Annotated in this window: 8 protein-coding genes; 2 read left to right on the forward strand and 6 right to left on the reverse strand. The window is 53.1% G+C overall.

Annotated elements, in window-relative coordinates; genetic code table 11:
* Window positions 1–963 precede the first annotated feature (963 nt).
* From VFA76_04765 to VFA76_04790, 6 genes are all read right to left on the reverse strand, one after another.
* Window positions 964–5,775: an RHS repeat-associated core domain-containing protein gene (locus VFA76_04765; GenBank protein ID HZR31147.1), complete on the reverse strand. Its 4,812-nt coding sequence runs from the start codon at window positions 5,773–5,775 to the stop codon at window positions 964–966.
* A gap of 78 nt (window positions 5,776–5,853) precedes the next feature.
* On the reverse strand, window positions 5,854–6,648 hold the full coding sequence (locus tag VFA76_04770; GenBank protein HZR31148.1) for a hypothetical protein: 795 nt from the start codon (window positions 6,646–6,648) through the stop codon (window positions 5,854–5,856).
* A gap of 23 nt (window positions 6,649–6,671) precedes the next feature.
* Window positions 6,672–7,100 (reverse strand): response regulator, encoded by a 429-nt coding sequence (locus VFA76_04775; GenBank protein HZR31149.1) that lies wholly within the window; start codon window positions 7,098–7,100, stop codon window positions 6,672–6,674.
* A 474-nt stretch (window positions 7,101–7,574) separates the two neighbouring features.
* Window positions 7,575–9,044, reverse strand: a complete 1,470-nt coding sequence (gene terL / locus VFA76_04780; protein HZR31150.1) for a phage terminase large subunit — start codon at window positions 9,042–9,044, stop codon at window positions 7,575–7,577.
* Complete coding sequence (locus tag VFA76_04785; protein HZR31151.1) at window positions 9,034–9,168, reverse strand: hypothetical protein; 135 nt, start codon at window positions 9,166–9,168, stop codon at window positions 9,034–9,036. Before VFA76_04785 ends, terL begins: the two co-directional genes overlap by 11 nt.
* Before the next feature lie 71 nt (window positions 9,169–9,239).
* Complete coding sequence (locus VFA76_04790) at window positions 9,240–10,916, reverse strand: DNA methyltransferase (protein HZR31152.1); 1,677 nt, start codon at window positions 10,914–10,916, stop codon at window positions 9,240–9,242.
* A gap of 250 nt (window positions 10,917–11,166) precedes the next feature.
* Between VFA76_04790 and VFA76_04795 the strand changes: the two genes are divergently transcribed.
* Both VFA76_04795 and VFA76_04800 read left to right on the forward strand, forming a co-directional pair.
* Entirely contained in the window at window positions 11,167–11,652 is a 486-nt protein-coding gene (locus tag VFA76_04795; protein ID HZR31153.1) for a DUF2924 domain-containing protein, read from the forward strand.
* Window positions 11,649–13,385 (forward strand): recombinase family protein, encoded by a 1,737-nt coding sequence (locus VFA76_04800; protein HZR31154.1) that lies wholly within the window; start codon window positions 11,649–11,651, stop codon window positions 13,383–13,385. Before VFA76_04795 ends, VFA76_04800 begins: the two co-directional genes overlap by 4 nt.
* Window positions 13,386–13,400: the final 15 nt, after the last annotated feature.

Here is a 13,400-nt window from a genome sequence, read left to right on the forward strand (position 1 = left end):
GAAAGGTATCTGGCGGAGAGGGAGGGATTCGTTCCTTCGGGCCATGTTGGTAGCACGTAGCTTATTGATTCTTTAAAGTGCGTTTTGGGCATGATGTGCAAGATGTGTATTCTCATGGCACAAAAATGGCACAAATGTCTCCTCCGTTTTCCACGCAAGACGAGATTCTGGCTCACGTCCACGTTAAATTATTCGAGTTTGCCGGACCTAATTCGCCCCCGGCGTGCCCTAAAGTTCAGCAGCCCTGCCGAGCCGTGTGCCCTCATAGTCGCTGGCAGGGGCCGGTCCTTCGCTGATAATCGGCAGAAAATCCTAGAGAGAGCCTTTTTTGCACACTTTAACCCGATTTCTGCGAATGAGGTCCATTTCGGAAACGCCGGAGTGTGTAGAACGAAACCCATTTCAGCACCCCGAGAGCAAGTAAGACGACCAGTTTGAAAATAACCAGCTCTGTTCGCACTCACCATTTTTCAGTAATTTAGCTTGCGATAGGCAGCTCTCATTTGCAGCAAATCCGGCTCATTTACTTGACAGAGTGCAGCACTCTCTCCCCAAACTCAATTGCCGCGATCTCTGAGATTCAAGAACTTGATCCTAAGCCAAGTCCCTGGAATGGAGAAGCAGGGGGCGTGTTTTTCTCCAACTTTGGAGGAATGAGATATTTCCCTGCATAGGTCCACGTTCCGGCTAAGAAAGATGACACAGGAATCCAACAAAGCAAGGCTATCCATATCTTCATACCCGATAGCCACAGCACTGGCAATGTCAATAAAAGAAAGACCCATCGCATCACGGATTCATACGTTTGTGAAACTCTGATGTCCTTATCACAATGGGGACAGCTGAAGAACGGAGTAAACCGGACATCCTCCAGCCTGACCCTCGTGCAACACTCGGGACATACGGTTCGCGCGGAATAGGTCGCCGGATAGATCACTCAAGACCCCAATTCATTAAGCGAAGTCACTCAGTTAAGCGCTTAATTCCCCATTCTATCCCCTTCTGGGCGTTCCGAAGGTACTGCCAGTTTCGAACGAAGTTCAAGGTCATCGCGGTTGCCGGAATTCCATAGGACTCCGCGTAAGAATACACTGCCCTCCAAGCACTCACGCCTAACGTGTTCAGACCGGGAACGGCGGTGGGGGCTGCCGCCATCGCAGTCCACGCAGCCCAAAAGGCGGGCTTTGTAATCGGTGCTGCCCTCCGGTATACCTCGGGCAACACACCTTGGCCTATGGAGCCGATCGGCTGGTCCCCGGGTGCAAGACCCGGGTACATACCGTTAATTCTATGCGACTGGTCACCGTTCACAACCCAAGAGAGACTGAAAGGGTCCCAGGAACATCCCATATCGATGCGCTGGCCGACACAATTCAGAGTTAGTTCAGGAGTCGGCGTCTTCGTAATATAGTTACCCCCGGTTGCATACGTTGAATCATTCCAACTCTTCCCATTTGCAACAGGGGACCCAAAGGGTCCTATTCCGCCATTTTGTCGGCAGAAAGGATCAACGCCGCAAGCGGAGAGGCTTGCTCCGCCACGATCGCTTTGATCAAAACTATTTGAGCCGTAGAACTCACTAAATACCCGATCTCCTCCCTGGCTGGCCGCGCCTGCTCCGCCTCCATCGCAGGGACCTCCTCCCAGTGTTGCTACTATGCAATCCAGCATGCCCAAAGGATCGACCGCATTTACTGAATTGTTGCGCACATAGGCATATCGATTCCATGTCTGAGGGTTTTGAAGATCAACAGCGCCCAATCCGGCTGGATCAGGGGAGGTCCAGCGACCTAGTGCGGAATTGGACATTCGCGCCAAGCTGTAGTCCAGACCTGTCTCCGTGTCACGTTTTTTGCCAGTAAACTTTAGGTCATTGGCCACGGTATTCGTGATCACCCGCTCCCCACCAAACGGATAATAATCAGATTCCTGCTGCGTGACGCCCGTCGCATTTGTCATGACCCGCCCGGATCCCAATGCATCAGCAAAATAGTAATACACTGATCCATTGCTATCCCGGCGAGCCACTCGCAAGCTGCCGAACCAGATGTACTCCTTGGTTACATTTCCGCTGAGATCACTCTCAAATAACAACGAGTGACCGCCGTTAAACCAATCCAACTCACCATTGCTCTTTTGGACGCGCCAGCCGAGCCCATCATAGGTGTAGTTCACACCGGCAGCTGACTTCTGCTTTCCTTCAGCATCGAAAGCATAAGATGTCCCAGTGCCATCCGCCGTCATATTCCCGGCAGCATCGTAAGAAAACCCGGTATTTGTGATCCTGTTGCTCGTGTTTACCGATAAGCTCAGTGATGGTGCGGAGCATTGTGTCACATTTGCGTTCAACAAATTCGCGTAACGGTCGTATCCGAAACTTTGTCCCCAGCAATCTGTTCCTGAAGTCGCTTGGGTCTTTGCTGTGGCGACTCGGTTCATGTAATCGTAAGTAAATAGTTGTGTGCGGCCTGCGTTGCGATTGTTGGTAATGGATGCTACATTGCCGTTATTACTTCCACCGCCTAGATCGTAGTTATAACTTAGATCTAGAACGGTTCCGTTTGATGACATTGCCTTGGTTGCGCTCAGCTGTAGCCGATTATTGTATCCGTACGTGAGCGTGATTCCGGCAAACCCGCCGTTCACCTTGCCGTAAATGAGAGAAGCCAGTGCTCCCTGTGGAGCATAGATCGCTGTAGCGGAATAATTTATCGCGTTCGCTGTGTCCGTTGCCGAGATCAGGCGGGCTGCGTTGCTGTATGCATACGTTACAATTCGTCCGCTTGGGTACGTCTCAGAAGCTAGCGACCCGTCCAGATTGTAGCTGTAGGATATGGTTTTCGTAATGCCAGCAACAGTTCGTCTCTCACTGAGAATTCTTCCGCAGGTATCATAGCTCCAGGCGGTTTGTCCTGAACCGTCGCTCATCCCTGTGCGTCGACCTTTGCCATTGGTGATTGTCAAGCCGTTATAACTTGTCTGGTCGTAAAAATATGAAACAGCTGGGGTCGTGTCTGAATACGTCTTGCCAGTTATACGATTCTCCGCATCGTACGTGAAAGTAATCGTAACCCCTCGTGAATCCGTTTTGCGGCACAGAAGACTTGGATCGCCACTGCACAGCGCCCCCGCTGACGTCGTGTAGTAGTAATTCGTAACACCGGACTCAGGATTAGTTTCTGAAGTCATGCGAGACAGCGCATCATAGGTGTAGCTTCGCGTCTCGCTTCCCTGAACAACGTTAATGAGATCGTCCAAACCGTCATACCCGTAGCAGGTCGCCACAGTCAAATTATTGCTCGAATCCGCCTCGTCCACTTCGATCAGTTTGTCATGGTCATTCAACCACTTTTGCCGCTTTTTACCTGCCTCGTCTACGGCCAAAACTGGGTAGCCGATACCATATGTGGCGGTTGAACACAGCTGCGAACTCGCCCCGCCATTGCTCGATACTGCCGTCCCGTAGTACGTATGTGCGACATTGCCGTCCGTGTGCTGCAATGAAGCGACATGATCGATCCCGTCGTACGTAGTCGTGTCGGAGCCGTATGTGGGATCAGATGTGGAACGGTAAGGGTTCGTCGTTACCTGAAGCCGCCCGGTCGTATCGTAGCTAGTATCTGAGTTGGTTGCACCATCAGGATCGCTTAGCAAGGTGGTCCGACTAGCACGTCCCCATGTGTCGAGCAATTGTTGATCGTGACGGCAACTCGTGCACGAGCTTGAGGCAGTGGTCGACGTGATGCCCGTGTAGGTATCCACTTGTGTTTCCGAACTCGCGGGATACGTTAAGAGGGTCCACCCACGGTTACCATTGGTCAGAGGCAGGTATGTATGTGTTGGGCGTTCCATGGAATCCATGAAATGCGAATACGAGTCAGCAAGGTTTTGATCCTTGGCCATCGCCTGCTTGCCGGTGCCAAAATAGTAACCATACGTGGTCGCCCCTGATAGAGGCCGTGTCATTTGCGTCAGGTAGGCATTGGATGGGTTCGAACCAATTGAAGACGGAGGATTGGAACCGTTGTCGTTGTAGAACCTATCAACAAAACTGAACGTAGTTGCTGGATTATTTCTCGGATCAACTGTCTGCACCAATTGTCCAGTGGTGTCGTAGAAATTAGTTGTGCTCAGAAATGTTGATCCCGTCAACCAGCGCTGGACCAACGTTACGTTTCCTCGAATGGTGTTCCCTGTCCCATAATTTGTATCGTCATGCTGGACAATGCCCGTCTTTGAGGTCAGAGCGGTGGAATCATAAGTATTTCTCGTTTGCGCAAGTTGGGTACTAGCGCCATCCTGCACAGTGAAGACTGCGACTTTATTCAGAATGTTCTTTGCCACGTACTGCGTATAATTCGTATAGCCAGAACCCGATACAAACGACCAAAAGTATTTCCTGTCCGGATTTGGCGGCTGGGTTCCGATGTAATATTTCCACTCAAGAACTGAGGTGATATTTCCGAACTGTGCGCTGTCGTAGGAATATGTCTTTCTAGTGTTGACGTTTCCTGCAGGCGTAGGCAGCATTACGACAGAACTGGTAAGCCGAATGAATGAGGGCTGGGACATATCGTAATTCAGAGTGGTGTCCCGAAGTACCGTTCCAGTGGGTGGGCCAGAGTATTCGACAGTGTGAGTGTTCCAGGCACCATAACTGTTAAGCGTGAAGGTATAGACAGTGGCATCGCCACTCGGCTTGGTAACAGTCACCTTTTGTTTGCAATTTTCCGTGCCCGGTGCACAGGTAGTGATCACGGCGGGAGTATAGGACCATGTGCCACCGGCAGCAATGTAGCCGGTAGCCCAACGATTTATGTTACCTTTTGCATCCTGGAAGTTCGTATAACTGAACGTAACCGTCCCTCCTGTGGGCAAAACCATACTAGTAAGCTCGCCGTAGGAGTCATAGTGAAACTGATAGCTTGTCCCATCAGGCAATGCGATCGATTGAGTCTGCGCTACTGTGCTTGAGCCTTCGGTAACTCCTGACTGTCCAAAATTAGTAGTGATGACAACGCTTGTGAATGGTTCCGAATAATCATTCGTCGTATTTTGTGAATTTGAAAGTGAGTAGGTGCATACACCGCTCAAGCAAACAGCAGGGTGTACGGGTTGCCGGTATAAGGTATCTATCACATAAGTAGTGCCATCGTTTGGGTCAAAGCTGATGAAGTTGCCATTGGCATCTCCCGTAATCGAGAATCCACTAATTGGATCTGGAGGCGTGAACTGGGTCCCATCGGGATAGTATACAGTTGAAGAAGTTGGACCAACCGAAATCATGAATCCAGACGAATCGTTTGCGTATGCGGTGGGAGTTGAAGGCGGAAGTGTGCAACCACTAGGGGGATTGCCGTCTTCCACAATCTGCGCGGCAAAGGTGTGCGTAGTGCCGTTTTCGTCTATCCAGGTGTAATTCGATAAGATATAGTACCCGGACGCGCCGCAGGGGACAAATGTTACCGAGTTGTTAACGGAAACGTCGGCGTAGCCATTGGAAAAGCGCCAGCCATCAGTACTCGCTCTCCAAATTTTAGAGGGACCGGAGCTATCGATGTACCATATGCGGCTGTTATATACGAACTTCTCCTGAAGTGTCCTGCCTCCCCGTTGAGGAAAACCCCTCACAGGAATCTCGATATGGAGGTTTCCATTGGCCACATTGATGACGCCATTCTTCACCGGCAAGGCTGTAGTGAATGTGGGAAGCCCCGTAGAGGAAAGATAGTTTTGAGAATGGGCGCTCGGCAATATCATACAAAGCGTAACCATGAGAACAACCAAGCGAATGTGTTGCTGACAAATCGTATTCATTGCCAATGTCCTTTCCACAAAACAATCTCAGAACGCTTAAAAGCGAAAGTCCGCATCAGTTAGTCCGGTGTTGAAGGTGACACTATTTAGCTGCAAGGACCAAGTGCGGTTTGTATCGAGCGTCTCGGCAATGGAGAACGGTACTAGGCTCCCGTTTACGACTCGGAAATCGGAGTAGTAGACGGCATGTGGAATATCCCGCGTCATCGTTTCGTTCGGGTGTGTCTGATTGTGAACAGCGACGATGGCGAAAGTGTTCGGGTCGATGAAGTAGTTCATGGCAGCAAGATGGCTCAGTTTGTTATCGGGAAGCTGCGGTTGGACAGCGACCTCGTGAAACTTCCCGCCGCGCATAGCGATTGTCTTGGCAGAGATCGTGAGGTTATGCCCGAGAGCCGCCTCCATCATTCTCAGCCCGGGAAACGTTAGCGCTCTTAGGCCTATGGCATTGTGATAAGGAATTTGCGAGATGGTACCGTCGATTTCTTTCACCTGACCGAAGTCATTGCTTACGGCCCAAGAACGCACTCCTCCAGCCACTTTGGCATCTAAGCGAAACTGGGCTGTGCCCCGGCCTCGGATTGTGGCCTCACCCTTTACCTCCTTGCCCGCCCAATAGTAGGTGATAGTGCCGACGCCCACGTAATCTCGGATTTGACTCAGCGCAGCGGTTCCTCCGGCGGCAGCTAAGCTTGCTTGTAGGACCTCGGCCGCTTGCGCACGGGTCATGGGCGTGGCTGAAAATGTGCTATGCGAGGATTTCTTTGCAGTCTGAGCAATTGCCAAGCTGGCAAAGGGCAAGAGAACCGCGAGCAGCCGTAAAGCTCTCATATTTTCACCTCAGATCAATCTGGCTACGCAGCCGCGATGGCTGCTTTGGTGTCGGGCAGGGGAACATTTGCCGTCGTGGGACTTGGAGACATAACCGGTGTGGCAGCGCCAGCCAGTACCTCCACGAGCGTCGCCAGCTCTTGCGGGTTCACCGGCTCGTCCAAATACAAGTCGGCATATGGGTCACCAGCCTGGAATGCCTCCGCCAATTTTCGTGAAATAACAACAACCGGCGCACTGCCGATCTGCTTCGCGGCACGGAGCACACGCAATCCATGCTTGTGTTTCGTGTTGTAGTCAGTGACGACAACATCGAAATGGTCGTTTCCGAGCTGCCTGATCGCCTCTCGTATGGAGTAACAGCCAGTCACTTGGTGATGAGCTGTCTGCAAAATGCGGGAGATCTGTGATACGTGACTCCGTTTTTCCGCGAAACAAAAGACCGTAGCCATCGAACTGCCTCCGGTTTAGCGCACACTCCAAGCGCGACGCGTGTTTGCTTTGGTTGCGTGGTCCCAGATCTGAATTAGGAACTCAAGCTTCTAGGCGGAGATTTGCTCGGGCGGACAACTGTGGAAGACAAATTGGAACGCAGATTACAGAAAGAGTTCTGGCGCTGAGCGTTCATTGGGACTGCCTCCAGGATTACGGGGGCCCGTTCGTTATGGCGGGGAGCGCGGCAGGGGAAGCCACAACCAGGTACTCTGGCGAGCAACTCTGGTTCCAACTGTTGGTGGATTTCAAAATACGTCGATATGTTATTTCTTCTTAACAACTTTCAGCACAAGTCGAATCGGTGACACTGGCATCCGGCGGGTCGTGCCTTCACACATTTGTGGCATGAAAGTGCTCATCTGTGGAATGCGTTCTGTTTGTAGAATTCTAATGTGTCTCACAAGAAGACGACAACAATGTGTACGCCTTTCTTATGCGGGGACCGACGGCGAACGGCGCTTGTCTATTTGCTGCTCCCAAAATTGGATCAACCCGCGGCCCGGCCCCAGATAGCGCTGTTTCGCCCAATCTAACGCCTGCGAGGTAGAATCGGTCTGATCGTCGTGCTTGCTTTTAGGGAACGTGGTTAGTTCATGAAGGTATTCAGCTAGCCAAACTGCTTTTGGAGGCAGGAACACAAATCCGTTCTCAATGGTGGCGGAGGCCGAGTGCAAGCGCATGATTTTGTCCATGGTGGGTGCGTAGCGAGTCACGCCATGCACCCGTTCGTAGACCAGCTCCTGAATCAATTGGGTTCCCGAGGCTTTGTCCTCAATTAAGACGTTGATGGGACGAAACTCTTCCGCTTGGGCATGCACAGCCCGTTTGAGTTCGGGATAATCCATGCGTTTGCGCAATACATGCAGGAGGTAAAGCTGTCTATTTTGCATTCCCCAAGTGGTACAGACGCTAAAATCGCTCAATTCAGTGTTCTTGTTTGCGGTATCCCAACTCTGAAAAACCAGCTCAAACGTGGGAGGCAGATCAGCGGGAGTGTAGTACTGGAACCAGGACTGTTTTATCATGCCCCCGCCGAGCGGAGCGGGCGCCTGCTGATACTGACCAGCAAAGTTGTATTCACCTTGGGTTTCGCGCAAATGCTGGAGTAGCTCTAATGGTTCCCGCTGGGGATGGAGTGCTTCTCCAAGCCTGCGTCGGACCGTTCGACTCTTGAACAGCGTAGGAATCACGTGGATCTCGTCTTCTTCCGCAATGGCTGGAAAGCAAAGCGATTCCCACGATTCTTGAGCTTTGACATGCCCCACCAGGTCATCTTCGTGGAGCCGCTGCATGATAAGAATGATGCAGCCGTTGCGCTTGTCGTTGAGGCGGCTGTAAAGGGTGTGATCGTACCAATCGTTTACCGCCGTGCGTTGAGACTCCGATAAAGCTTCATCGGGTTTGAGCGGATCATCGATAATGAGGAAATCTGCACCTCGACCCGTTAGCACGCCCCCGACAGAGGTCGCCAGTCGGAAGCCCTTCTCGGTAGTCATAAACTCCTGTACAGCCTGTCTTTGTGGGGAGAGTCGTGCCCCCGGAAAGAGCCGTTGGTACCAGTCGCTGGCCAGCAGGGCGCGGCAGTCAATGGCGTGCTTGTTGGCCAGATCTTGCGCATAACTGGCGCAGATCACCTGAGTGCTGGGGTTATGGCCGAGGAGCCAGGCTACGAAAGCGACCGATGCGCAGTGCGATTTTAGCGAGCGAGGCGGAACATTGATGATGAGCCGCCTGGTTTCGCCGCGACGGCAGGACTCCAATCCGGCGGCGATCTTCTCGATGTGCCAATTGGGCCAGAAAGTAGTTTGAGGATTCAGCTCATGGAAGCTGCGCTCCAGGAAGGTAAAGAAGTCCCGGCGCAGAATGACACGGTATTCCTCGGGGGTCACTTCAGGATTCATGCGTTCCGCCTTTTCCCTCGTCTTCTCGAGTGCTTACTAAGCGCTTGCGAACACCTTCCAGTACCTTTAAATCGGCATCTTCCATTGCAGCGGGTTCCGATTCTTGCCCCTGCGGAATTGGCATTTCCTCCGCCGATCTTTTTACTTGCAAAACCTGCATGATGGCCCGGAGATCGCCGGACGCCGCCTTATTGGTTAGTTGTTTGATTGTCGCTTCAAACTTGGTAATCCTCTTCCGTTGACCGTTTTCGTTGATGAGGACCCTTTCATTAAGCGTTTTGGTAAGCACTTTCGAGAGGTTATGCTTACCCTTGGGACGGCCTTGCGGGTTGCCCGACTTTCCTTTCTGGAAGCGGGTGTGCGTCGGAGGATTGCAGTAGCCGATAACTTCGGGGATCGAACCTTCCTTGCGCTTTGGAGCGGCAGTGCGGTCTTTGTTTTCTGGCCCGGATAGAGATTGTTCTTGTTGTCCACGCTGACGATCCGGGATCTGGCCTTCAATCTTTCTGGGCATTGTGTGACCTCCTGGGCAGCGGTTTCCTCCAATTCCGTGAAGCTCCGGCCCGAATGGCCGTGTAACGCGCTTTGTCCGCTGAAAGACTGCCAGCGACGAATAATGGCGTCGACGTAGACAGGGTCGAGTTCGATTCCGTAGCAAATGCGGCCGGTCCGTTCCGCTGCGATTACCGTGGTACCGCTACCCAGAAACGCGTCGAGAACGATCTCGCCCCTTGCTGAGCAATCCATGATGGCATCCGCTACTAAGGCGGCTGGTTTGACGGTGGGATGCAGGGCAAGCAGATTACCTTCCGAAGTTGATCGTGAGAAGGAGTTCACGCCCGGGTAGCGCCAGACATTGCTACGATAGCGACCGTACTGGCCCAGTTGGACATTGTTGCGGTGAGTCCCTATGCCGCTCTTGAATACGAACACCAGCTCATGCTGGCTGCGGTAAAGCGAACCCATCCCGGCATTGTTCTTGGCCCAGACACAAACGTTCTTGAGCTCAGAGTAGACCTGAGCGCCAGCACTGAGCAGCTCGCCCATATGCCGCCAGTCCATGCAGACAAAGTGAATCGAAGCATCAACGCTGTGGGCCGAGAGCAGTCCACAGGCCGCAGTCAGAAAATCCATGAACTCCGGCTGGGTCATTTCACCGGAGGCCATTTTGAAATTGGCGTGCTGAATGGCCCCCAGTCCGCTGGCGTGTCCTGCGATGGGTACGTTGTAGGGCGGATCCGTAAACACCATCGCAGCACGCTTGCTATTCATGAGATTCGCGTAGCTGCTTTGGTTGAGTGCGTTGCCGCAATAGACGCGGTGCGGTCCGAGTAGCCATAGATCTTCATGGTGGCTGACTTGGGCGCCTGCTTCGGGCAAGGAGTCGGCATTATCCATTCCACCCTCGACCGCCGGCTCGAGCCCCTCGATGAGTAGGTCGATCTCGCCCATCTCAAAGCCAGTTACATCGATGCTGAAATCGATGTCGGCTTCAGAAAGAGCCTTGAACTGCTCGGCCAAGAGACCGCCGTCCCAGTCGGCATTCTCGGTGAGCCGGTTATCGGCGATCAGGAAGGCCCTCGCTTGGGCTTCCGTCAGGTGTTCGAGACTGATGGTCGGCACTTGGGTGAGTTTAAGCAGCCTGCAAGCCTGAAGTCGGCCGTGACCTGCGATGACGCGCAGCTGGGCGTCGACTAGGACCGGAACATTGAAACCGAAGACTTCGATGCTGCGGGAAATTTGTCGGACTTGCTTATCGCTATGTAGTCGCGGGTTCTCAGGATTGGGCCTCAGATCTTTAATGGCACGATAGGTGATTGACAGCCGGTGATGAGAGTGTGAAGGGGATTTGAGCTGCTTGCGGGAAGCCATTGGCGCGGACATCGCAAATCCTTTCCGGATTCACATTTTCCGCGCCTTAAAAACTGGGGTGGACATAAATATAGAACTGCTTCTCCTCAGGCCACAAGAGCAATCCTCAAAAAAGATTGCTCAACATGGTTCAGGACCAACCAACAGCTAGTACCTGCGCTTGCCCCCCTGCACCGGGTGCGAGCCACATGTCGGGCCTCAAGACAACGCCCTCAGATTGGACTTGACTTCACCCGGAAAGGAAGCGGGAATGCTTGCCGGAGCTGCGCCCATGGCCGACAACACCATCCGACGCCTGTTGGAGTTAACACAGATGACCAACGCCGAACTGCGTGCCGTTTGGGGTGCACTTTTCGGTAAGCAGCCACCCCAGCATATGTCCAAGAGTCTCATGCTTCCGATTCTTTCCTATGGCATTCAGGTGCAAGCTTATGGCGGGCTTAGCGCCTCGGCTTCCCGACGCCTGCGCCAGATTGCTCACGCACTTGAAGCCGATCCCGATACTCCACTCTCACTCGCACCTCGGGTGAAGCCAGGCACCCGTCTGCTTCGCGAGTGGAGGGGAGAGACCCACACGGTTACGGTTGAGGACGATGGTTATGAATACAAGGGCGCGTGCTACTCGAGCCTGTCGGAAATCGCTCGCCTGATTACGGGGACCCGTTGGTCCGGTCCACTCTTCTTTGGCTTGAAGATCAAAGAAAATAATGTGAACAAAGCGGAACGTACCCCATGAGTGCGGGGCGCAAATCGACCGTACGCTGTGCGATCTACACTCGCAAATCATCAGAGGAGGGTCTTGAGCAATCTTTCAACTCCCTCGACGCGCAGCGAGAAGCCTCTCAGGCGTTTGTCGTCAGCCAGCGACATGAGGGCTGGCGCGCTCTGGAAACTCATTACGATGATGGCGGGTACTCCGGCGGCAACATGGATCGCCCAGCGCTCCGGCGTCTCCTCGATGATGTTACGGCCCGCAAGATCGACACCGTGGTGGTCTACAAAGTCGACCGTCTGACCCGCAGCTTGGCCGACTTTGCCAAGATCATCGAAGCCTTTGACGCACACGGGGTCAGCTTCGTTTCCGTCACCCAGCAGTTCAACACCACGACCTCAATGGGAAGGCTGACCCTCAATGTATTGCTGTCGTTCGCGCAATTTGAACGGGAGCTCACCGGCGAACGCATTCGCGACAAAATCGCTGCCTCTAAAAGCAAAGGTATGTGGATGGGTGGCAGAGTGCCGCTCGGGTACGATCTGAAACAACGCAAACTTCTCGTTAATTTGGAAGAGGCAAAACTCATCCGCACCATCTATCAGACCTATCTTGAACTGGGATGTGTCTCAAAGCTCAAAGTTCATCTCGACCGTCAGGGGGTTCGGAGCAAGGTGCGAATCAGTGCATCTGGAACCAGGGCGGGAGGAGCCGTGTATTCGCGAGGTGCGCTCTATGCGCTCCTGCAAAATCAAATCTACTTGGGCGAGATAACTCATGGCGAACAAACCTATCCTGGCGAGCACGAAGCGATCGTCTCGCGGGAGGTGTGGGACAAAGTACAGACACAACTCAGGACCAATCATTACCCAAGACGAAACCGTCCCAATCTAAAATCATCAAACCTATTGACAGGGTTGCTGCAGGATGCCGCGGGCAATCGATTCACGCCATCGCACACTGTCAAAGCGGGCAAGCGTTACCGCTATTACGTTTGCCAGCAACATGTGAAGAACGCTGGTCGGCCACAAAGTGCGCCAGCTCGCATTCCGGCATACCACATTGAAAAACTGGTGTTGTCCCGGCTTCAGTCTTTCCTCCGATCAACAAGAGAAGTAGTCGACGGGTTAGGGACGGCTGAGGACCGTGCATCGGTGACTCAGGCACTCGTCGCCGCCGCATCTTCCATGGCCCATAAATGGTCTGACGGGTCGGCATATCAGATGCAAATCGTGGTAAGGAATATCATCGCGCGGGTGATCGTCTACGGAGAGAAGATCGAGCTGTTCCTCCAACAGAGAGCCCTTCGCGCCGTGCTGTTCGGTCAGACTGATGTCCACGCACTACCGGCAGTTAAGGAAAACAAGAGTGCCGAGAATCTGCTTCGGCTAGATATCGAAACTCGATTCGAGCGCCATGGCGGTGAGATCCGAGTGGTAGTTCCGCCTAAAGGGGAAGCGCCTGCAGAGGTGATCCCCTCCATGCTAAAGGCCGTTGCCCGCGCCCATCAATGGTACGAACGCATCATTCACGGTGAATCGTCGAGTATCCACGCGCTTTCCCGAGACATCAGGCTCAACGAACGTTATGTCAGTCGCGTGTTGCGATGCGCATTCCTCGCTCCTGATATCGTCGAGGCCATCCTCAATGGTCGGCAACCAGCGGATCTGAAACTGAGCCAATTGTTCCGACATCTGCCCCCGAACTGGAGTGAGCAGCGTCGGCAGCTTGGGTTCAGCCCAACAAATCGGTTCTAAAGACCCTGCAATGAA

The sequence above is a fragment of the Terriglobales bacterium genome (assembly GCA_035651655.1).
In the GTDB taxonomy this organism is placed as follows: Bacteria; Acidobacteriota; Terriglobia; order Terriglobales; family Acidobacteriaceae; genus DASRFG01.

Bases quoted from the DNA above. Each gene is read 5' to 3' on its own strand.
- VFA76_04765 (HZR31147.1), bottom strand. From the start codon at position 5,775: ATGGTTACGCTTTGTATGATATTGCCGAGCGCCCATTCTCAAAACTAT.
- VFA76_04770 (HZR31148.1), bottom strand. From the start codon at position 6,648: ATGAGAGCTTTACGGCTGCTCGCGGTTCTCTTGCCCTTTGCCAGCTTG.
- VFA76_04775 (HZR31149.1), bottom strand. From the start codon at position 7,100: ATGGCTACGGTCTTTTGTTTCGCGGAAAAACGGAGTCACGTATCACAG.
- terL (HZR31150.1), bottom strand. From the start codon at position 9,044: ATGAATCCTGAAGTGACCCCCGAGGAATACCGTGTCATTCTGCGCCGG.
- VFA76_04785 (HZR31151.1), bottom strand. From the start codon at position 9,168: ATGCCAATTCCGCAGGGGCAAGAATCGGAACCCGCTGCAATGGAAGAT.
- VFA76_04790 (HZR31152.1), bottom strand. From the start codon at position 10,916: ATGGCTTCCCGCAAGCAGCTCAAATCCCCTTCACACTCTCATCACCGG.
- VFA76_04795 (HZR31153.1), top strand. From the start codon at position 11,167: ATGCTTGCCGGAGCTGCGCCCATGGCCGACAACACCATCCGACGCCTG.
- VFA76_04800 (HZR31154.1), top strand. From the start codon at position 11,649: ATGAGTGCGGGGCGCAAATCGACCGTACGCTGTGCGATCTACACTCGC.